This is a genomic window from Streptomyces diacarni, assembly GCF_003323715.1.
Lineage (GTDB): Bacteria > Actinomycetota > Actinomycetes > Streptomycetales > Streptomycetaceae > Streptomyces > Streptomyces diacarni.
This window is the reverse complement of the sequence record NZ_QOIN01000030.1, coordinates 30,193-50,899: the sequence shown is the minus strand read 5'-3', so window position 1 is coordinate 50,899 and position 20,707 is coordinate 30,193. Positions and strand designations below refer to the sequence as shown.

19 protein-coding genes are annotated in these 20,707 nt (G+C 70.6%); 9 read left to right on the top strand and 10 right to left on the bottom strand.

Going from position 1 to position 20,707, the window contains the following annotated elements:
• Positions 1-99 precede the first annotated feature (99 nt).
• Positions 100-1,071 (bottom strand): tRNA (adenosine(37)-N6)-dimethylallyltransferase MiaA, encoded by a 972-nt coding sequence (gene miaA, locus DTL70_RS05895; RefSeq protein WP_114020787.1) that lies wholly within the window; start codon positions 1,069-1,071, stop codon positions 100-102.
• A gap of 428 nt (positions 1,072-1,499) precedes the next feature.
• Between miaA and DTL70_RS33195 the strand changes: the two genes are divergently transcribed.
• Complete coding sequence (locus DTL70_RS33195; protein ID WP_147266732.1) at positions 1,500-1,664, top strand: gliding motility protein; 165 nt, start codon at positions 1,500-1,502, stop codon at positions 1,662-1,664.
• Between the two features lie 45 nt (positions 1,665-1,709).
• Entirely contained in the window at positions 1,710-2,024 is a 315-nt protein-coding gene (locus DTL70_RS05885) for an antitoxin (protein WP_114020785.1), read from the top strand.
• 197 nt (positions 2,025-2,221) lie between these two features.
• Here DTL70_RS05885 and DTL70_RS05880 read toward each other — a convergent pair whose 3' ends face one another.
• The 3 genes from DTL70_RS05880 to DTL70_RS05870 all read right to left on the bottom strand — a co-directional run bounded on the left by DTL70_RS05880 (position 2,222) and on the right by DTL70_RS05870 (position 5,321).
• Positions 2,222-2,929 carry a class III extradiol dioxygenase subunit B-like domain-containing protein gene (locus tag DTL70_RS05880; protein ID WP_114020784.1) on the bottom strand — a complete coding sequence of 236 codons (708 nt, stop codon included), beginning with the start codon at positions 2,927-2,929 and terminating at the stop codon, positions 2,222-2,224.
• A 208-nt stretch (positions 2,930-3,137) separates the two neighbouring features.
• Positions 3,138-4,682 (bottom strand): tRNA (N6-isopentenyl adenosine(37)-C2)-methylthiotransferase MiaB, encoded by a 1,545-nt coding sequence (gene miaB / locus DTL70_RS05875; RefSeq protein ID WP_114020783.1) that lies wholly within the window; start codon positions 4,680-4,682, stop codon positions 3,138-3,140.
• A gap of 96 nt (positions 4,683-4,778) precedes the next feature.
• The gene (locus tag DTL70_RS05870) at positions 4,779-5,321 is read right to left on the bottom strand and encodes an ATP-binding protein (protein WP_181860799.1); all 543 of its coding nucleotides are present in this window, start codon (positions 5,319-5,321) and stop codon (positions 4,779-4,781) included.
• Positions 5,322-5,522: 201 nt separating this feature from the next.
• On the opposite strand from DTL70_RS05870, the gene DTL70_RS05865 reads away from it, so the two are divergent.
• A complete protein-coding gene (locus DTL70_RS05865; protein ID WP_114020782.1) occupies positions 5,523-6,557 on the top strand; it encodes a TAXI family TRAP transporter solute-binding subunit in 1,035 nt (344 codons plus the stop codon).
• Here DTL70_RS05865 and DTL70_RS05860 read toward each other — a convergent pair.
• Together DTL70_RS05860 and DTL70_RS05855 are read right to left on the bottom strand one after the other, a co-directional pair.
• The gene (locus tag DTL70_RS05860; RefSeq protein ID WP_114020781.1) at positions 6,536-7,984 is read right to left on the bottom strand and encodes a sensor histidine kinase; all 1,449 of its coding nucleotides are present in this window, start codon (positions 7,982-7,984) and stop codon (positions 6,536-6,538) included. The two genes, DTL70_RS05865 and DTL70_RS05860, sit on opposite strands and share 22 nt — an antisense overlap.
• A 26-nt stretch (positions 7,985-8,010) precedes the next feature.
• A complete protein-coding gene (locus DTL70_RS05855) occupies positions 8,011-8,751 on the bottom strand; it encodes a response regulator transcription factor (protein ID WP_114020780.1) in 741 nt (246 codons plus the stop codon).
• A gap of 252 nt (positions 8,752-9,003) precedes the next feature.
• Here DTL70_RS05855 and DTL70_RS05850 point away from each other — a divergent pair, with 252 nt between their 5' ends.
• The 5 genes from DTL70_RS05850 (at position 9,004) to DTL70_RS05830 (ending at position 14,639) form a co-directional block, all read left to right on the top strand.
• Complete coding sequence (locus DTL70_RS05850) at positions 9,004-9,789, top strand: amino acid ABC transporter ATP-binding protein (RefSeq protein WP_114020779.1); 786 nt, start codon at positions 9,004-9,006, stop codon at positions 9,787-9,789.
• A gap of 92 nt (positions 9,790-9,881) precedes the next feature.
• Complete coding sequence (locus DTL70_RS05845) at positions 9,882-10,793, top strand: glutamate ABC transporter substrate-binding protein (RefSeq protein WP_114020778.1); 912 nt, start codon at positions 9,882-9,884, stop codon at positions 10,791-10,793.
• A 226-nt stretch (positions 10,794-11,019) separates the two neighbouring features.
• A complete protein-coding gene (locus DTL70_RS05840; RefSeq protein ID WP_114020777.1) occupies positions 11,020-11,667 on the top strand; it encodes an amino acid ABC transporter permease in 648 nt (215 codons plus the stop codon).
• Positions 11,664-12,581 carry an amino acid ABC transporter permease gene (locus tag DTL70_RS05835; RefSeq protein WP_114020776.1) on the top strand — a complete coding sequence of 306 codons (918 nt, stop codon included), beginning with the start codon at positions 11,664-11,666 and terminating at the stop codon, positions 12,579-12,581. Before DTL70_RS05840 ends, DTL70_RS05835 begins: the two co-directional genes overlap by 4 nt.
• Positions 12,582-12,794: 213 nt before the next feature.
• On the top strand, positions 12,795-14,639 hold the full coding sequence (locus DTL70_RS05830; RefSeq protein WP_114020775.1) for an FAD-dependent monooxygenase: 1,845 nt from the start codon (positions 12,795-12,797) through the stop codon (positions 14,637-14,639).
• A 231-nt stretch (positions 14,640-14,870) separates the two neighbouring features.
• Here the strand turns inward: DTL70_RS05830 and DTL70_RS05825 are convergent, their stop codons facing one another.
• Positions 14,871-16,427: an oxidoreductase gene (locus DTL70_RS05825; protein WP_114020774.1), complete on the bottom strand. Its 1,557-nt coding sequence runs from the start codon at positions 16,425-16,427 to the stop codon at positions 14,871-14,873.
• Between the two features lie 122 nt (positions 16,428-16,549).
• Between DTL70_RS05825 and DTL70_RS33425 the strand changes: the two genes are divergently transcribed.
• Positions 16,550-16,711 (top strand): hypothetical protein, encoded by a 162-nt coding sequence (locus DTL70_RS33425; protein ID WP_181860798.1) that lies wholly within the window; start codon positions 16,550-16,552, stop codon positions 16,709-16,711.
• A gap of 467 nt (positions 16,712-17,178) precedes the next feature.
• On the opposite strand, the gene recX is transcribed toward DTL70_RS33425, so the two are convergent.
• From recX to DTL70_RS05810, 3 genes are all read right to left on the bottom strand, one after another.
• Complete coding sequence (recX, locus tag DTL70_RS05820; protein WP_114020773.1) at positions 17,179-17,904, bottom strand: recombination regulator RecX; 726 nt, start codon at positions 17,902-17,904, stop codon at positions 17,179-17,181.
• Positions 17,905-17,908: 4 nt separating this feature from the next.
• Positions 17,909-19,081, bottom strand: coding sequence for a recombinase RecA (recA, locus tag DTL70_RS05815; RefSeq protein WP_114020772.1), 1,173 nt, complete (start codon positions 19,079-19,081; stop codon positions 17,909-17,911).
• Positions 19,082-19,357: 276 nt separating this feature from the next.
• On the bottom strand, positions 19,358-20,455 hold the full coding sequence (locus DTL70_RS05810; RefSeq protein ID WP_114020771.1) for an AI-2E family transporter: 1,098 nt from the start codon (positions 20,453-20,455) through the stop codon (positions 19,358-19,360).
• Positions 20,456-20,707 lie beyond the last annotated feature (252 nt).

Here is a 20,707-nt window from a genome sequence, read left to right as displayed (position 1 = left end):
CCCTCCCAACTCCGGTTTTATGGATCCCAACGATGGACGATGATGGCACGCCCGCGGTAACGGGACGGTTGCGCAGGGCTTCCCGATGCCATCACGTGATCAGGCTGTAACCGCGCGCGTCAGCAACGCCAGCGCCGCACCCGGCAGTTCCCGCCTGTCGGCCGCCGCACCACTGAGCCAGTTCACCCGTGGATCGCGGCGAAACCAGGAATCCTGGCGGCGCGCGAAGCGCTTCGTGGCGCGGATGGTGACCTCGCGCGCCTCTTCGAGGGAACACTCGCCCGCGAGGGCCGCGAGGACCTGCTGGTATCCGAGGGCGCGGGGGGCCGTGCGCCCCTCCCGCAGCCCGCGCTTCTCCAGCTCCCGCACCTCGTCGACCAGTCCGGCCTCCCACATCAGGTCGACACGGTGGGCGATCCTCTCGTCCAGCTCCGGCCTGGCGACGTCGACGCCTATCTGCACGGTCTCGTAGACGGACTCGTGGCTCGGCAGATTCGCCGTGAACGGTCGTCCGGTGATCTCGATGACCTCCAGGGCGCGGACGATACGGCGGCCGTTGCCGGGCAGGATCGCCCGGGCCGCCTCCGGGTCGGCCGCGGCCAGGCGGGCGTGGAGCTCGCCGGAGCCCGTCTCGGCCAGTTCCGCTTCCAGCCTGGCCCGCACCCCGGGGTCGGTACCGGGGAACTCCATCGCGTCGAGTGCCCCGCGGACGTACAGGCCCGAGCCGCCGACCAGCACGGGCACCCGCCCCCGGGCGCGCAGCCTGTCGATCTCGGCTCGGGCCAGCCGCTGGTACTCCGCGACGCTCGCGGCCTCGGTGACGTCCCAGATGTCGAGCATATGGTGCGGCACGCCGTTCCGTTCCGGCAGCGTCAGCTTCGCGGTACCGATGTCCATCCCGCGGTACAGCTGCATCGAGTCGGCGTTGATGACCTCGCCGCCCAGCTCTTGGGCGAGGAAGACGCCCAGGTCGGACTTGCCGGCCGCGGTGGGCCCCACGACGGCGACGACGGGCGGCTCGTCCTGCGGGGGAGCCTGCGAGGTGGGCGGGGTGGCGGCATGGGCGTTCACCCGTCAAGTCTCGCAAACCCGGTTGCGGCTTCTCGAATGAGCGACGTGACGCGACACCTTCGAGGTCGTTGCCCGATGCGAGGTTCCGACAGCCGGTTTCCGCACCGGTGCCCTGGGGCGACGCAATGGGACGCTCCGCGAGGCGCGGGATTTCGCCCACACGAGTATGGTCTGGAGTAGATATGGGCGTGTTTGCGAAGATTCTCCGTCGTTCGTCCACCAAGTCAACACAGGACACTCCCGAGTCCACCCCCGCGGAGGAGGCCGGAACTGGCACCTTCGTTCGGCGCGGAGCGCGCGACGGGACCGGGTCGGGCGGCACCGAGCCGACGGGACCGCGCGCGGGGGCCGAGGACGAACACAGGGCGGGGGACGAGGCCACTCGCGAGAGCCCGCCCGAAGAGAGCTCCTCGCACGCCACTCCCCCGGTGCCCGAGAGCACCGAGACGAGCGGTGACGGGCCGGCGGCGGACGGCAGGGAGGACAGGACGGCGGCTAGGGTCGAGAACAGCGAGGGGGCCGTCGGCATCCCCAAGCAGCAGTCCGCCGACGAGGCCGCCGACAGCGAGACCGGGGACAACGCCCGCAAGTAGACCGTGCGGCCCCCGCCCGCACGGCATGGCAGGAAGGTGACCGCGATGGGCTTCATGGACAAGGTCAAGGGCATGCTGGGCCAGCATGGCGACAAGGTCCAGCAGGGGCTTGACAAGGCGGCGAAGGCCGCCGACTCCCGGACCAAGGGCAAGTACAGCGGCCAGATCAGCAGCGGCACCAAGAAGGCCAAGGACGCCGCCCAGCGGCTGGCCGACGAAGGCCGCGGCCAGGGTGGCCAGGGCGGTCAGAGCGGCTCGGGAGGTGGCCCCGCAGGCGGCGGCCCGACGGGCGGCGGGAGCGGTTCCGGTCCGACAGGCGGCGGGAGCGGTACAGGCGGCACAGGCGGCACAGGCCACTGAGCCACACGCTGAGCCACGCTTCCGGCGGTCCTGAGCGACGCCGACGGGGCATGGCAAGCCCCCGGCGCCCGCAGCGGCCGTATGGGCTGCCGCAGCGCTACGACAGCAGCGCGGCCGGGGGCATGAAGTGCACCCCGGCCGCGTGCCGGTTACGGGCGCGTACGGACAGGCTCAGGGCCCGCACGGTGCCCGGCCGGTCACGACCAGCTGGCGACGATGTATCCCACTCCGTAGGGCGCCTCGTCGTACAGGAGACGACCGGCCAGCCCGGACCCCTGCGCCGCACCGGCGAGTGTCTGCCAGGAGGAGCGTCCGGCCGCTCCGAGGTCGTAGGCCAGCTCCTCGTCCAGTGCGAGCAGCGCCGCGGTGTCGGCGGCGCCCAGGGCCCGTGCGGCCTCGGCGTCGAACGCGGCGGCGCGCTCGTCGAAGTAGCCGGGGGCCTTCAGGGTGCGGCAGTTGCTGCCGTCGCCCATGACGAGCAGGGCGACACGGTCGGCGCTCGCCGCCAGTTCCCCGCCCGCCTCCTGGCAGCGGGTCCGCGTCAAGGGCTCACCGACGCCGAGTCCTTCGACGGGGGAGCTCGTCCAGTCCGTACGGTCCAGCAGCCACGCGCCGACCGCCAGGGAGGGCGGAAGGTCACGACGGGCGGGCTCCCCCTTGCCCAGGCTCACTTCGAGAGGGACACCGAACCCGGCGAACGAGCCGCGGGCGCCCTGAGGGTGCGTACCCCGGCCGGCCTGTTCGGCGGGGCCGATCACGTGGAGCTGGTCGGGGCGGGCAGCCGCCAGGACGCCTATGGCGTCGTAGCAGGCGGCGCGGGCGGCGTCCATCTCGGCGGCGGCACCGCCCGCGATCTCGGGTACGAGCAGCGGGGGGCAGGGGCATACGGCTGCGGCGACAAGCATGGCGCGCAGCTTAAGTGCCCCGCGCACCACTTCCCACCCAGCCCGGGCCGAGACTCACCCGCGCGTGCGAGAACCCCATGAACGGGTGACGGCCCGGCACGACGCGCACGGACCATCTCGCCTGCGTGGGCCCACCGTTCAGGCCGGGGCACGGGCCCAGAGCTCCGGGGCACGGGCCCAGAGCTCAGGCCGGGTACGGACCCAGGGTTCAGGCCGGGCAGCAACCGCCGGTGGTCGCCGGCTCCGGCTCGGGGACGCCGACCGTGGGCAGGCCGAGCATCACACCGCTGCCCTGCTGTCCTGGGGCAGCCCCGGCCGTGGTACGGCGCTCCCAGGCGTCGCCCGCGCGCGTGCGGCGCACCGCCTTGGCGGGGCCCTCGGCGAGCAGGTGGTGGGGCGCGGCGTAGGTGATCTCGACCGTCACCATGTCGCCGGGCCGCACCGGTTCCTGCGGGCGGGTGAAGTGCACCAGCCGGTTGTCGGGAGCGCGGCCCGACAGCCGCTGGGTGGCGTCGTCCTTGCGGCCCTCTCCCTCGGCGACCATCAGCTCCAGGGTGCGGCCGACCTGCTTCTTGTTCTCTGCCCAGGAGATCTCCTCCTGGAGTTCCACCAGGCGTTCGTAGCGCTCCTGGACGACCTCCTTGGGGATCTGTCCCTCCATGTCGGCGGCGGGCGTGCCGGGACGCTTGCTGTACTGGAAGGTGAACGCCTGGGCGAACCGGGCCTCACGCACGACGTGCAGCGTCTCGGCGAAGTCCTCCTCGGTCTCGCCGGGGAAGCCGACGATGATGTCGGTGGAGATCGCGGCCTCGGGGATGGCGGCGCGGACCTTCTCGATGATGCCGAGGAAGCGCTCCTGCCGGTAGGAGCGGCGCATCGCCTTGAGGACGCGCGAGGAGCCGGACTGGAGCGGCATGTGGAGCTGCGGCATCACGTTGGGCGTCTCGGCCATGGCGGCGATGACGTCGTCGGTGAAGTCGCGGGGGTGCGGCGAGGTGAAGCGGACGCGCTCCAGCCCGTCGATACGGCCGCAGGCGCGCAGCAGCTTGCTGAAGGCCTCGCGGTCACCGATGTCGGAGCCGTAGGCGTTGACGTTCTGTCCGAGCAGGGTGATCTCGGTGACGCCCTCGTCGACCAGTGCCTCGATCTCGGCGAGGATGTCGCCGGGCCTGCGGTCCTTCTCCTTGCCGCGCAGCTGCGGGACGATGCAGAAGGTGCACGTGTTGTTGCAGCCCACGGAGATGGACACCCAGGCCGCGTAGGCGCTTTCGCGGCGGGTGGGCAGCGTGGAGGGGAACGCCTCCAGGGATTCGGCGATCTCGACCTGCGCTTCGCTGCGCAGCCGGGCGCGCTCCAGCAGCACGGGAAGCTTGCCGACGTTGTGGGTGCCGAAGACGACGTCGACCCAGGGGGCCTTCTTGACGATGGTGTCGCGGTCCTTCTGGGCGAGGCAGCCGCCGACGGCGATCTGCATACCGGGACGCGCGGCCTTCTTCGGAGCGAGTTGGCCGAGGTTGCCGTAGAGCCTGTTGTCGGCGTTCTCGCGGACGGCGCAGGTGTTGAAGACGACGATGTCGGCGGCGTCCGCGTCCTGGGACGCGCGTACGTATCCGGCGCCCTCCAGCAGTCCCGCCATCCGCTCGGAGTCGTGGACGTTCATCTGGCACCCGAAGGTGCGCACCTCGTACGTCCCCTTGACGTCCTGGACGGCCGTCTGGACGTCCGCTGCCTGACTCCGGTCGCTACTGCTCATGCTCACAAGGGTAGGCGTTCTCACCGACACCCTCGGCCGGGTGGGACGGGCGCACCAGGCGACCGCCGGGACAGTGTGAGGCAGATCACCGCGCGGTCACTCCGAGGCGGGTTCGTCCGACAGCCGGAGGGTGGCCCAGACGGTGTTGCCGGTGGTCACGGAGGAGGCCCGGACCCCCCACTCGGCGGCGAGGGCGGCCACGATGCACAGCCCGCGACCGCTCTCGTCCGCGGCCTCGCTCCGTTGGAGCTGCGGCTCCTCGCCGCCCCTGGCGGGATCGTGGACCTCCAGGCGGAGCAGCGGAGCGGCCTGCGTCCCGTGCGGTGTCACGGTCGCACGGCAGACCAGTTGGGCCTCGGGCAGGCAGCGGGTGTGCACGACGGCGTTGGTGGCCAGTTCGGAGAGCAACAGCACCGCGTCGTCCGCCGTCGCGGAGGGTATCGGGGGATCGTGCCGCTCGCCCAGCCACCGGGTGAACGCGGCGCGCGCCCGTGCGATGTTCTGCTCCCGTGCGGGAAATCTCAGCTGCCAGCCCGGATCCGGGAAGTTCGCGGGCGGCACGGACGGGTAGCCGGAGCCGCCGGTGAAAGCGGTGGAGGAGGCTGATGCGGGGTCCCTGCGAGCGGGGGCGGCGTACACCTGGGGGCGCCTTCCGTCGGGCTGGTCCCGGCCCGCGGTGGGACCGTGACACGTCGTCTGCCCGTCACTATGGCCCCTACCGTTCCACTCAGCAAGCGACAGTGTGAAAATTGCACTTCGTGACAGGCGACCGTCCGTGTGCGGGCGCACGTGAGCTGGGCCACTCCCCTCACCCCCGACTTGCTGGCAGTATCCCCTTCCATGCCCAGCCTCCGTCCGCGAACCGCCTCCCGCCCGGTGTTCGGCCCGGACGGGTTCGCCGCCGGCCACCCCCGCCTCCTGTGGGGCTCGGCCGCCGTCCTGGTGGTGTGCGGGCTGCTGGCATGGTGGCTGGTGCCCTCCCGTGCGCCTGCTCCCAGTGGCCAGATCACCTTCGCCACGGGGGTGCGGACGGGCGTGTACGAGCGCTACGGGACGCTCTTCAAACAGCGGCTCGCCCGCGACCTGCCCCGGGTGGAGCTGACACTGCAGCACAGCGAGGGCTCGGTGCAGAACGTGGCCCGGGTCGCCTCCGGCACGGCGGACTTCACCATCACCGCCTCCGACGCTCTGGCCACCTACCAGCAGGAGGGCGGCAAGGACGCCTCACGCATCCGGGCCTGCGCCCGGCTCTACGACGACTACATGCACCTGGTCGTGCCCAGGGACTCCCCTGTGAGCAGCGCGAAGGATCTCAAGGGCATGCGTGTCGGCGTCGGCGAGAAGCGCTCCGGGGTGTCCCTGGTGACCAGCCGGCTGCTCCAGGCCGCGGGCCTGGACATGGAGGACGACGTCCATCCGGTGCGAGAGGGCATCGACCGGATGCCCGCCCTGCTGTCCGAAGGGAAGCTCGATGCGTTCTTCTGGTCGGGCGGGCTGCCGACGGGTGCCATCGAGCGCTTGGCGGAGCGGACGGACATCCGGCTGGTGCAGCTCGGCGACCTGCTGCCCCGGCTGCACGAACAGGGACGCAGAACGGGCTACTACCGCGCCGCCGTCATGGCGCCGGACGCGTACCCGACAGTGCAGCGCGGCCGGTCCGTCAAGACAGTGGCGATCGCCAACCTCCTGGTGACCACGGACCGCACCGACCCCGCGCTGACGGAGGGCATCACCCGCTCGGTCATCAAGAGCAGGGACCAGATAGGGCGCGAGGTGCACGCGGCCCAGAAGGTCGACCTGCGCACCGCCATCTACACCGACCCCGTTCCCCTGCACGAAGGGGCACGGCGCTACTACCGTTCGGCCAAACCCTGACCCGTCGCCTCCGGTGCCTCCCGCGGGACGGTGATCAGCACGCGCAGCCCTGCGGGGGAGTTGTGCGCGAAGGAGAGCCCCGCGCCGCTGCCGGCGAGCAGGGCACGGGTGATGGACAGGCCCAGGCCGGAGCCTGAGACGTTCTGGTGGCGCCCGCTGCGCCAGAACCGGTCGCCCACCCGCTCCAGTTCCTCGTCGGTCAGCCCGGGGCCGCTGTCCCGCGTCTCGACGGTCACATGGTCGCCCTCCGCGCGGACGGTGACGGTGACCGTGCCGCCGTCGGGGGAGAACTTGACGGCGTTGTCGACGACCGCGTCCAGTGCGCTGGACAGCGCCACCGGATCCGCCCACCCGGTGGCTGCCGCCTGCCCGGCCGAGGTGAGCGTCACACCCCTGCGTTCGGCGCTGGCCCGCCAGGAGGCGACCCGCTCCGCGGCGATCTCGGCGACGTCGGTCAGCACGACGTGCGACGCGTCGCTGTGTTCCGCGGAGGCCAGGTCCAGCAGGTCGTCGAGCACACGGGCCAGCCGCTTCCCCTCCGCCCGCACGGAGGCCATTTCCTCGTTGCCCTCCGGCAGCTCCAAGGCGAGCAGTTCCATGCGCAACAGGAGCGCGGAGAGCGGGTTGCGCAACTGGTGGGATGCGTCGGCGACGAAGGCACGCTGCTGTTCCAGCGCTCCCTCCACGTTGCCCGCCATCTCATTGAAGGAGTGCGCGAGTCTGCGCAGCTCCGGCGGGCCGACCGAGGCGACGACGCGCGAGGTGAACTTGCCCGTGGCGATCTCGTGCGTGGCCCGGTCCAGGGTGCGTACCGGCTTGAGGACCCAGCCGGTGAGCCGCAGCGCGGCGCCGACCGCCAGCAGCATGGCGGCGGCCTCACCGACGGCGATGGCCAGCCAGCCGCGGAGTATGCGCGAGCGCATCGGCCCCGTGGGCGAGTCGGTGAGCACCACGGCTGCCACGTCGCCGTCCCTGATGACCGGAGAGGCCACCGCGATCCGCCCCTCCCGCTGCCAGGGCCACACCTGGGGCGGATCGTGGCTGCGGCGCCCGGCCAGCGCCTCGGCGTACGCGCGCGCCCCGTCGGGCCTGCCACCCTCTCCGGCGGTCTCGCTCTCAGGAGGCACCCGCCAGTCGCGGGGGGAGGCGGCCATGGTGCGGCCGTCCCGGTAGAAGACACCGGCACGGATGCCGTAGAGGTCCCGGTAGCGGTCCAACTCGTGTTGGAGGGTGGCCCGGCGCTCGTCGGGCAGGGTGGTGGAGGTGACGAACTGGGCGAGGGAGGCGAACCGCGCCGTGTCGTCGATCCGGTCGACCACCACGCGCTGCTGCTCGGCCTGTGCCTGGCTGGCGGCCAGCGGGAAGCCGAGCGCGAGAAGAACCCCGGCCAGCAGGATGAGTAGTAGAGGGAGGAGGCGGCTGCGCACTGTGGATGTCTCCGGACCCGGCCGACTCAGACGCCCTGCGCTGCCATGCGGTAGCCGACGCCGCGCACCGTCTCTATGAGCGCGGGCCGCTGCAGCTTGGCACGCAGCGAGGCGACGTGCACCTCCAGGGTGCGTCCCGTCCCCTCCCAGCTGGTACGCCAGACCTCACTGATGATCTGTTCCCTGCGGAAGACCACGCCGGGCCGCTGGGCGAGCAGCGCGAGCAGGTCGAACTCCTTTCGGGTGAGCGGCACCGTCGCGCCGTCGACACTGACCTGCCGGGTGGGCAGCTCGATGGTGACGGCTCCGAGCCGGATCGTGCCGGGCGCGCCCGTACTGTCCGATCCCGCCTCCGGCACCGTGCCGTTTCCCGACGGCGCTCCGCCCTCCGCGACGGAGCCGCGGCGGCTGACGGCGTGGATGCGAGCGAGCAACTCCCCCATGTCGTACGGCTTGACGACGTAGTCGTCGGCGCCGAGGTTGAGGCCGTGGATGCGCGACCGTACGTCGGCGCGCGCGGTCACCATGATCACCGGGGTGGTGCTGCCGCGGCGGATGCGCCCGCACACCTCGAACCCGTCCTGGTCGGGCAGGCCCAGATCCAACAGGACGACGGCGAAACCCGGACCCGGCCGGTCGCCCACCAGCAGTTGCTGAAGCGCCTCCGCGCCGCTGCGCACGTGGGTCACCTCGAAGCCGTGCCGCGCCAGCACGGCGGAGAGCGCGGCAGCCACACGGTCGTCGTCCTCGACGAGCAGCAGTCTCACCCGGCGCCCTCCTTCCCCGCGGTCCTGTCCGTGCCGATTGCTCCGACAGAGCATCCATTCCCATCGGCGCAGGTGAGTCAAGGGGCTCCCCGGCCCGCCAGTGCATCCGTTACGCAGCCGGTACCGTCCCCTTTACCCAGTGCGCCCGGTCGCAGCCGGATCGTTATGCTCAATTTCAGCTCAGATGTAATGACGGTCACGCAGGCGGCTCACTAGGGTCCTCGCAACCGACGAGGACGGAGCTACACGCCGATGAGCGAAGTATCGGTGACCAAGGACGCACGCGGTCCCGAGCCCGCGACCGACAAGCTGGTCGTACTGGACAACGTCAACAAGCACTTCGGTGCGCTGCACGTCCTCCAGGACATTGACCTGACCATCGCCCGCGGCGAGGTCGTCGTCGTCATCGGCCCCTCGGGTTCCGGCAAGTCGACCTTGTGCCGCACCATCAACCGCCTGGAGACCGTCGACTCCGGCGGCATCACGATCGACGGCAAGCCGCTGCCGCAGGAGGGGAAGGAACTGGCCAGGCTCCGTGCCGACGTGGGCATGGTCTTCCAGTCCTTCAACCTCTTCGCGCACAAGACGGTGCTGGAGAACGTCACCCTCGGCCAGACCAAGGTCCGCAAGACGGACAAGCAGGCGGCCGAGCAGAAGGCCCGTGCGCTGCTCGACCGGGTCGGCGTCGGCAACCAGGCCGACAAGTACCCCGCGCAGCTCTCCGGCGGACAGCAGCAGCGCGTCGCGATCGCCCGGGCTCTGGCGATGGACCCGAAGGTCATGCTCTTCGACGAGCCGACCTCGGCCCTCGACCCCGAGATGATCAACGAGGTCCTGGAGGTCATGCAGCAGCTGGCCCAGGAGGGCATGACGATGGTCGTCGTCACCCACGAGATGGGCTTCGCGCGCTCGGCCGCGAACCGCGTCGTCTTCATGGCGGACGGCCGGATCGTGGAAGAGGCCACCCCGGACCAGTTCTTCAGCAACCCGCGCAGCGACCGTGCCAAGGACTTCCTCTCGAAGATCCTGCACCACTGAGCCGCAGGACCGCGGGGCCGGACGGCCACAGGGCCATGGAGCAGCGCAGCAGCGCACCGGGCCATCGACTGTTCAAGCAAGGGATGTTCACTATGAGGTTGCACAAGACCGCCGCGGCGGCAGCCGCTGTTCTGGCGCTCGCCGCCACCGCCGCGTGCGGCGGCAAGGAGGGCTCCGCGGGCGACAAGCCCAAGGACCAGACGAACGAGAAGGCGCTGCCGAAGTACGAGGTCGCCAAGGACGCCAAGGTCGACTCCCCCGTCCTGAAGAAGGCCCAGAAGCGCGGCAAGATCATCATCGGTGCCAAGGCCGACCAGCCCTACCTCGGCTTCCAGGACCAGTCGACCAAGAAGTACTCCGGGTTCGACATCGAGATCGCCAAGATGATCGCCGCCGACCTGGGCTTCTCGCCGAAGCAGATCGAGTGGAAGACCGTCGACTCCGGCGCACGCGAGACGACCATCTCCAAGGGCGACGTCGACCTGATGATCGGCACCTACACGATCAACGACGAGCGCAAGAAGCAGGTCGCCTTCGCCGGCCCGTACTTCCACGCGGGCGCCTCGCTGCTCGTCCGCAAGGACGAGAAGGAGGTCACCGGGCCGGAGACCGTCAAGGGCAAGAAGGTCTGCTCCATCGTCGGTTCGACGCCTCTCCAGGTCATCAAGCAGCCGAAGTACGGCGCCAAGGTCACCGAGCTGAGCAAGTACTCCGAGTGCGTCTCGCAGGTCATCGACGGCCAGGTCGACGCCGTCACCACGGACGACGCGATCCTGATGGGCTACGCCGCGCAGAACCCCGGCAAGCTCAAGGTCGTCGGCAAGCCCTTCTCCGACGAGCCCTACGGCGTCGGCATGAAGCAGGGTGACGACGCCCTGCAGAAGGCCGTCGCCGACGCGATCAAGGCCCACCAGGACAACGGCGACTACAAGAAGGCGTACGAGGCCACCCTCGGCAAGTCCGGCTCCAAGTTCAAGACGCCGCCCGAGATCACCGAGAAGTGACGTGCCGCGCCTCGCTCCCCGGCACCAGCGCCGCGAGGGGCGGGGCGCGTCCGTGTGACCGCGCGCGCCGCTGTGACCGCACACCCTGCTGTGACCGCGCGCGTACGGGTCGCCTCCCGGGCCACCACCGTCGCCCTCCCGCGTCCCCCTTCCACTCGCTCTTTCTGCTCTTTCTGCTTTTCCTCTTCCTGCCGCCGCAAGCTACGCGACTCCTCGCGGAGAACTCATGAACGTACTGCTCGACAACCTGGCGCTGTTCCGCGAGGGATTCCTCGGCACCTTGTCGCTCACTGCCGTCAGCGCCGTGTTCGCCGTGGTGCTCGGTCTCGTGATCGCGGGCTTCCGGGTCTCGCCCGTGCCACCACTGCGCATCTTCGGCACGCTGTGGGTGACGGTGCTGCGGAACACCCCGCTGACGCTGCTGTTCCTGGTCGCCTTCTTCGTGGTGCCCAAGGTTCTCTTCCCGGGCATCAACTCCTTCGTGCTGGCCGTGTGCGCCTGCGGCTTCTACACCTCGGCCTTCGTCGCGGAGGCCGTCCGCTCCGGCATCAACACCGTGCCGATGGGCCAGGCCGAGGCCGCCCGCGCCATCGGGATGACCTTCACCCAGACCATGCGCATCGTGGTGCTCCCCCAGGCGACACGCACCGTCGTGCCGCCGCTGAGCAGCATATTCATCGCACTCACCAAGAACACCGCGATCGCCGGCGCCTTCGACAACGTGGACCTGTTCAACATCCAGAAGACGCTCAGCAACGACGGCTACGACATCGCCGTCATCTTCATCTGGATCACCATCGGCTACCTGATCATCACGTACGCCATCAACGGCCTCTTCCGGCTGCTGGAGAACCGTCTGGAGGTCGCCCGATGAGCGCGAGCGTCCTGTTCGACGCACCCGGCCCCAAGGCCCGGGCCCGCAACCGCGTCTACTCCGTCATCGGCAGCCTCGCGCTGCTGGGACTGCTCGGCTGGGCCGTCTACCGGCTCTACAACCGCGGCCAGTTCGCGGGCGAGCTGTGGGACATCTTCAACTACGCGGGTATCCGGCAGAACATCCTGGACGCTCTGCTGTCCACCTTGAAGGTGTTCGCACTGGCGGGCGTCCTCTCGCTGGTCTTCGCCGTCGTCCTGTGCGTCGCGCGGCTCTCGGACCACAAACCGGTCCGCTGGGTGGCACTGGTCTTCATCGACCTCTTCCGGTCGATCCCGCTGCTCATCACGATCTTCGCCCTGTGGGTCGGCATCCTCGGTGACATGACGTCCATGTGGGCGCTCGTCCTGGGCCTGACGATCTACAACGGCTGCGTCCAGGCCGAGGTGCTGCGCGCCGGCATCAACGCGGTCCCCAAGGGACAGACCGAGGCCGCCTACGCACTGGGCCTGCGCAAGACCCAGGTAACCGTCTCGATCCTCTTCCCGCAGGCCGTGCGGTCCATGCTGCCGACGATCATCAGCCAGCTCGTCGTGACGCTGAAGGACACCTCCCTCGGCTTCATGATCCTCTACCCGGAGCTGCTGTACTCGGCCCGCCTGATCGCCAACAACACGCCGGTGGGCGGTGTCTACCCGACCGTACAGACGGTCATCGTCTTCGGCGCCATCTACATCACCCTCTGCCTCGCGCTGGCGTGGCTCGCGAAGTTCATCGAGCGCCGCGGCCGCAGGTCCAAGGCCGGCATCGCCCCCGCGGCGGGCGCGAAGGAACTTCAGGAAGTCGCCCCCTCCGGCAGCTCGGACCCCACACCCGCCCCCGGGCAGGGCACGGGAGACGTCCACAAGGACTAGCCGCCGACACCGGCTCCCTGCCGGGACACGCGAACGACGCCAGGGCGGCGGCTCGCCGGAGCCGCCGCCCTGGCTCACGCCTCGCCCCGAGGGGCCGTCACTTGACGACCGCTCAGGCAATGGGTTGCATACCAGCGTGATCGTGCACCAGGCCCCACCGCCAGAGCAACCCCGGCCCCACCACAGCCACCAGGGGTGTGAGGTCTCCACGCTGTGGACCCGGTGATCATCGTCGGGGCAGGCCCCGTCGGACTCGCTCTCTCCCTCGCTCTCGCCCGCCACGCGGTCCCGTCCGTGGTCCTCGACGCCACCGACGGACAACCGGAGATCCGCGCCGCACGCACCTGCGTGCTGCGCCCCGACACCGTGGCACAACTGCCCGCGCTGCCCGGTGCGCGCTGGCGCTCGTGGCGCACCCAACGGCGCGCCCAGCCGGTGGCGGAGACCGACCTGCCACCCGAACGCTCACCCCTCCACCTGGCGCAGCACGCCCTGGAGAGCGTGCTGCGCAGCGCCCTGGCCGACGAGCAGCTCGCCCGGGTGATCACCGGCAGCCACGTCGACCTGCTGGAGCAGGACCCCAGAGGCGTCACGGTCCACACCCGCGGCCCGTCCGGCACCTGGTGGCGGGGCAGCTACGCGGTCGGCTGCGACGGCGCACGCTCGACGGTCCGCAAACTCCTCTCGGTCCGCTTTCCCGGCCGCACCGCTGTCGAACGGCACGCGGTCGCGGCGCTGCGCGTACGGCTGCCCTGGGAAGAGGGCCACTACGCCCCGGACGGCACGTGGGAGCCCGGCCAGGCGGGCCGCGCGCTGCTGCACCGCGACCCCGGCGGCACCCCCGGCGAGGTGACGGCACGACCGCTGGCCGACGGACTCTGGCGACTCGACTGGCTGCTGACACCACGCGGCGACCTGGTGACCCCCCAGGAAATGCTGGAGCGCGTCGCCGACACACTCGCGACCTGGTCCGAGGAGGCGCTTCACCCCGTCCGGCCGGACCAGACGGGCAAGGCTGCCAGGACCGGCAGCACAGCCAGAACGAGCAGCGCGCCAGGAGCGGCCGAGACAGCCCGGGCGGGTGGTGCGTACGGGGCCGACAGGAACGCCGGTGCCGGGCGAGCCGTCGGCGATGGCGGTCACGATGGCCAGCCGGCACTCCCCGGCAGCCGCGCCGGCCAGGAAGCCGCCGCCCGCATCGGCCCCTACGAACTGGTCGACACGGGAGTGCACACCGCGCACCAACGGCTCGCCCGGCACTGGCGCGTCGACCGCGCCTTCCTCGCCGGGGACGCCGCACATCTGACGGGCGCACTGGGAGTGCAGTCCGTCGACGAAGGGCTGCGGGACGTCACCAACCTCGCCTGGAAGCTGTCTCTCGCCTGGCACCACGGCCACGACCGCACGGCGGACGCCCTGTTGGACAGCTACGAGGCGGAGCGACGCCCCACCGTCACCGCACGGCTGCGCGCAGTCGACCAGGCCATGTCCGTCGTACGGCGCGGCAGCGGACTGCGGTCGCTGCTGCCCGGCGGGGGCGCACGCTCCCACCTGGCACTGCTGACCGACGGACACCTGGGCCAGGGCCTGCTCGGCGCGCCTCCCGCCTACAGCCGAACGCCACTGGCCCCGCCACGCGGAAGCACTCCCCAGGTGCCGGTCGGCACGGCACAGGGCGCACCGGTCGAAGACGTTCCCGTCACCGCCGTGGACGGCTCCCGGGGAACCCTGCGCGGCCGGCTGGGCGGCGTCGGCGGGGAACTGCTGGTGGTGCTGGTCGCCCCGGGCACAGCGGTGTGGGACAGCCGCCACTGGCTGTCGGCGGGGATGATGCCCGAACTGGCCGCCGCGGTGGAGAAGCTGCCACTGCGGGCGACGCTGCTGGTCACCGAGGGCTACCCCGGCGCGGCCGCGCACACGGTGCTCGTGGTCCGCGCCGACGGCCACCTGGCCGCCGCCCTCCCGGCAGGGCGCACCGAGGCGCTCAACGCCTGGGCGGAGGCGATACGCGGGACGGGCGCGGCGGCCGGCCACGAGACGGGCTCGCAGAACTCCTGACGCGAGGCCCTTGCCACCGGGTCAGGACGGGCAGCAAACACCGTTCGCTCACGGATGCGACCGGCATCCCGCTCGCCGCCACCCGGGCCGCCGGCGAGCACGCGTTGGCTCGCCCGCACGGGTTCCGTCGCCCCGGACGCACTGGACAGGTCCGAGACGACACCCACGAAGCCTCATCGCCCCGGGATCCGCCCTGATCTGCCGGGGACGCCTCCGCTCATCTGCCGGCTGCTAGTTCTTCTGCAGAGCCCGGGTGACGCCCGCGATGACAGCTGTCGTCAAAACCCAACCGAAGGCGATCAGCAGGTAGGCCAGCCACTGGAGGCTGTCGTGCGGCCAGTACCAGGCGGTGCGCTGGCCCAGACCGCCGACGGGGATCACCAGGTCGAGTGTGTAGACGAGAGGCTGAAACGGAGCGCCTTCGCCTTGTTTGACCGGGCTGGGAGAGTGAGCGCCGAAGGACAGCGTGCCCAGCACGGTCAGTGCGAGGAGCCAGACACCCGCCAGCCAGGGGCGGTATCCGTAGCCGACAGTCGCGTCGAGCAGGTGCCCCCACACGCGCGCCGCCCAGGGCAGAGTCCGACGCCGATGGCGCTGCTTGGCCAGGAGAACGCGGCGGGCGTCGTCGTCGTGGCCGGCCTTCCGGTACCAGCTCGCCAACTGCTCGTAAGGCTGCGGGTTGTAGCCGGGGCTGCGTCGTATCCACGCCACCCGCCGGGCAACGGAGTCCCGCCACCCCACTGCTTCCCGGCGCTCCCCGCCTTCGTCCACCTTGACGGAGCCGTAGACGAAGCCGTCCAGCTCCACCACGTCCGGCCAGCTGCGCTCGCTGTCGTGAAGACTGGTCACCTGTGCCCCCCGCAGGTCCACGCTGCCGGACGGAGACCGGGCGAGGGTGAGGTCGAAGTCGACACCCTGCATCAGGGGGGCGGCCAAAGATGGGCCGCGGTCGTCGGATGGTCCGTGCAGAAAAGCTCCCTCGAAGGTCACACCGTCCGAGACCCGGGCACCCCGCAGTCGTACGGTCCCGTTCGCGGTGAACCCGTCGGACAAGTCGAGCGTCGAGCCCACGGCGTTGTCCAGAGCGAGCGCCGTCCCGCGTGGCCCGGGGCTCACCAACTGTGCCCCCTGCATGAACAGTCCGCCCGGCAGCTGTGCTCCCAGCAGGCGCACCTCACCCCGCGCGACGAACCCGCCTCTGCAGGTCACCCCTCCTTCCATGACCAGGCCGCCGGCGGCCACGGCCCATCCTCCGGGCGCGCTGATCTCCGCCCCGTCGAGCAGCATGCCGCCCGTCACCCGGGCGTCGCTCAAGGACAGGGCGGTGCTCACATGGTTGAAGGGCGAGGACGCGAGGCTTTCCACCACGGAATACCGCAGGTCGAACGTGCCCTCGACGCGGGCCGAATAGGCTTCGATACCCGGTACGCGGCTGCCCCTGATCACGAGCGTTTGCGTCGACGCTCCAAGCAGGTCCACCGACTCCTCGAACCAGCAGTCCTCCAGCCAGAGGGCGTGAGCGATCTGTGCGCCCGCGAGGTCCAGGTGCCCTGATATCCGTGCCCCGGCGAGCCGCAGACACGCGACAGCACCCGGCTGCGCGGTGTGCGCACCCAGGAGGAGCGCCGCGATCACCGCGGCTCGAATCGTCCGCTCAGGGCCCCACCCTCCCCCCTCGGCGACACGGTCGTCCTCGGGCAGACCCGTGCGCAAGTCCACGAAGCGCCCCTCGGGAAACCCGCCCCATAACCGACGCTCAGGTGGAGTCAACTCGTCGTAGGAGAGCACTCCACCAGAGTAGTGATCTTCCATCCTGCTCGCTTCCCTCCACCGCGCGCGGAAATCGGAGGCAGCCGTTCCATGGAGGTTTTCAAGGAGCATCTGACCAATGTCCGCCCGATGTGAGTGAGATGCCGGTGCGGGTTCGCCACGGTGGGGCGGACTCCCCGATCGGCTCACGGGACATTGCCTTCTCCGGGATCGGCATCGGCATCGGCGCCGCCCAGGCCGGCTACGACTCCGGCACGTATGCGAGCTGGACGGCCTGCCAGTCGTCAGGCAAGAACGCGTAGAGCATCAGAAAGTTCCATCGCGTCGAGAACAGCGACGGTAGCTGGACACTCCACGGTCGACGAGACCCAGGAATGCCGGGCGGCACCCCCGAACGGCACCGCTGCTCAGGCTTCCACGAAGAATGGGCTCCCCACGATGGGGTGCTGACAACTCCCCGGCACAGAGCGGCCCGGCACCTCTTCGGACCCGAGGCGATCGACGCTCCCGCAGCGTGAACGTCGCACGGCGGCCTCCACCGCCCCGCACGGTGGCCCCTCCGGCTCCGGTGGGCGTGGATTCCAGTGGTCGCGGCAACACCGCCTGGCTAGGTGGTGAGCAGATCACGTAGACGCTCGGCTGGTGTCGTCCAGCCGAGCGTCTTGCGGCCTTCGCGCATGACCCGGCACCCATCCCATGCCGACCGTCTGGGTCCCTCCGGAATCCCTCCAGACCCGTCCGGTCCCTTCCAGGACCATCCGGGTCCCTTCTAAATCCCCGGGAAATGCTCCTCCAGCTCCTCCGGGTCCTCCCCCTCTTCCTCCAGCGCTTGGCGGACCACGCGGAGGGCGAGGCCTTCCGGGTAGCCCTTGCGGGCCAGCATCCCGGCGAGACGGCGGAGACGCTTGTCCCTCTCCAGGCCTCTGGTGGCACGCAACTTGCGCTCTACCAGCGCCCGCGCTGTCTCTTCCTCCTGCTCCGCGTCGAGCTCGCCCACCGCCTCGTCGATCACCGTGGCGTCCACACCCTTGGTGCGCAGTTCACGTGCGAGAGCGCGGCGGGCCAGCCCCCGACTGTGATGCCGGGACTCCACCCATGCGGCCGCGAACGCGCCGTCGTCGATGAGACCGACACCTTCCAGCCGAGCCAGGATTTCTTCGGCCGCCTCCTCAGGCACGTCCCGCTTGCGGAGCGCGTCCGCGAGCTGCCGGCGCGTCCGAGGCGTACCGGTGAGAAGCCGCAGGCAGATGGCTCTGGCCCGCTCCACCGGATCCTGCGGCTCCTGGGACCGCGGCTCCCTGGAGGGCCGCGATCCCCCGGGCTGTTGCTCCCCGGGGGTGGACGGCGAACGCGATGGTCCCGCTCCGGCCCTCGACGGGGCGGGACCATCGCCGTCCTGGGAGCCCGTGCTCGTGCCGGCGCCCCACGGCGCGGCGGAGGCCGAGGACGGGTCCGGGGAAGGGGTGTACTCCGGCCAGTCGGTGCGCCGTGTCACCGGACTAGCTCTTGGCCGCGGCGGCCTTGGTGGCCTTGGTGGCCTTCGCCGTCTTGGTGGCGGGGGCCGGGACCGTCTTGGCGGTGGCGTCCGCGCCGTCCGCCGCGACCGCCGCGCCGGCGGCAGGGGCCACTGTGCTGTCCGCGGCGTCCGCGCCGGGCTCACCCGACGGGTCCTGGGGCTGGACGCCGATACCGAGCTTCTCCTTGATCTTCTTCTCGATCTCGTTGGCGAGGTCGGGGTTGTCCCGCAGGAAGTTGCGGGAGTTCTCCTTGCCCTGGCCGAGCTGATCACCTTCGTACGTGTACCAGGCGCCGGACTTGCGGACGAAGCCGTGCTCGACGCCCATGTCGATCAGACCGCCCTCCCGGCTGATGCCCATGCCGTAGAGGATGTCGAACTCGGCCTGCTTGAAGGGCGGTGCGACCTTGTTCTTGACGACCTTGACACGGGTCCGGTTGCCGACAGCGTCGGTGCCGTCCTTCAGGGTCTCGATGCGGCGGATGTCGAGCCGCACCGAGGCGTAGAACTTCAGCGCCCTACCACCGGTCGTGGTCTCCGGAGAGCCGAACATCACGCCGACCTTCTCGCGGAGCTGGTTGATGAAGATCGCGGTGGTCTTGGACTGGTTGAGCGCACCGGCGATCTTCCGCAGGGCCTGGCTCATCAGCCGGGCCTGGAGGCCGACGTGGGAGTCGCCCATCTCGCCCTCGATCTCGGCCCGGGGCACCAGCGCGGCGACCGAGTCGATGATGATCAGGTCGAGCGCGCCGGAACGGATCAGCATGTCGGTGATCTCGAGGGCCTGCTCGCCGTTGTCCGGCTGGGAGAGGATCAGCGCGTCGGTGTCGACGCCGAGACGCTTGGCGTACTCGGGGTCCAGCGCGTGCTCCGCGTCCACGAAGGCGACCGTGCCGCCCGCCTTCTGAGCGTTGGCCACCGCGTGGAGGGTCAGGGTCGTCTTACCCGAGGACTCGGGGCCGTAGACCTCGACGACCCGGCCGCGCGGCAGGCCGCCGACCCCGAGGGCCACGTCCAGGGCGGTCGACCCGGTGGGGATGACCTCGACCGGCTCGTTCGGCCGCTCGCCCATGCGCATCACGGCGCCCTTGCCGAATTGGCGTTCAATCTGAGCGAGAGCGGCGTCGAGCGCCTTCTCGCGGTCGGTTCCTGCCATGGGTGCCACCCGGTTGTTTGCTTGAGTCGATCGCTTCACGTCTCACGACGCTAGCGCCTGCCACTGACAATCGGTCCGGACCCGCGCTCCCCCGGCCGGCATGGCCTGAGCGGGCGTTCGCCGGAGCCTCCATAAGAATCGATGTTCGATTTTTGAGTCAAGTCGCACCGCGCGCCTGTGGACAACTTCGAAAGCCGCAGGTCACAGCGTTTGCACCGGAGCTTCACGTCCCCGGGAAGGCTCCGGAACGCCTCCGGAACGAGGAGACGTACCCGGTCATCGGAGGCGCGACAACCACCGCCCGAGCCCGCGGCGCCTGCCCCGCGGCCCCCGTCCGAACGACACGTCCGAGACCTCGTAGCGCTTCACGTACGCGCTGAGGAATCCCTGCAACGTCGCCATCGCCGGAATGGCGACCAGCGCGCCCACCACCCCCAGCAGCGAGGTGCCCGCGATCACCGATGCGAAGGCGACGGCGGGATGGATGTCCACGGTCCTGGCGGTGATGCGCGGCTGCAACACGTAATTCTCGAACTGTTGGTAGAGGACGATGAACACCAGCACCCACAGCGCCGACCACGGGTCGACGGTGAAGGCGATCAACAGCGGCAGAGCCCCGGCCAGATAGGTGCCCACGGTCGGCACGAACTGCGAGACCGCCCCGACCCAGACGCCCAGCGCCGCCGCGTACGGAACGCCCAGCAGCCGCAGGAAGAGGTAGTGCGCGGCAGCGGAGATCAGCGCCATCAGAGCCCGCGAGTAGATGTACCCGCCGGTCTTGCTGACAGCGATCTCCCAGGCGCGCAGTACCTCCGCCTGGCGTGCGGGCGGCAGTATGGAGCACAGCACGGTCCGCAGCCGGGGGCCGTCGGCCGCGAAGTAGAACGTGAACAGCGCGACCGTCAGAAGCTGGAAAACTCCCCCCAGCACCGTCGCGGAGACCCCCCACACGTTCCGCGCCCCGTTGCGCAGGTAGCCGCGTACCCAGTCGGAGTGGACGAGCCCCGAGCGGAGCTCGTCCACGTGCAGATCGGTGTGGAAGTGTTCGTTGCTCCAGCGCAGGACCTCAAAGACGTAGCGGGGCAGGTTGTCGACGATGCGGCTGACCTGTTCGGCGAAGAGGGAGCCGAGCGCGAAGAAGAATCCGGCCGCGGCCACCAGCAGCACCGCGGAGACCAGCGCGGTGGCCGGCCCGCGCCGCATCCCCCGCCGGGCCAGCCCCGCGACGGCGGGCTCCATGGCCAGCGCCAGGAAGAACGCGATCAGGACGTCCAGCAGCAGGGTGAGGACCCGCAGGACCGCCCAGCTGAGGACCTGGTAGACGGCGAACAGGGCGAGGGCGAGCACGAAGGCCCGCGGCAGCCAGTGCGGCATCGTCGAGGACCATGGACCGCGACGGAAGCCCGCGGCCGAGGCCACCGGGCCGAGCCCCTCCCCTTGGGGGTCACCACTCGCGGGGGATTTTCCGTCTCCCTCGCCCCTCTCCCCGGAGCCGGGCTCTCCGTCGCGTCGGTCCCGGCCGTCGTGCTTCCCGGCGCGTCTGTCGCGACCGTCGTGCTCGCCGGCGTGTCTGTCGCGACCGTCGTGCTCGCCGTCATTCCGGCCGCCGTCGCCTGGTGCACCCAC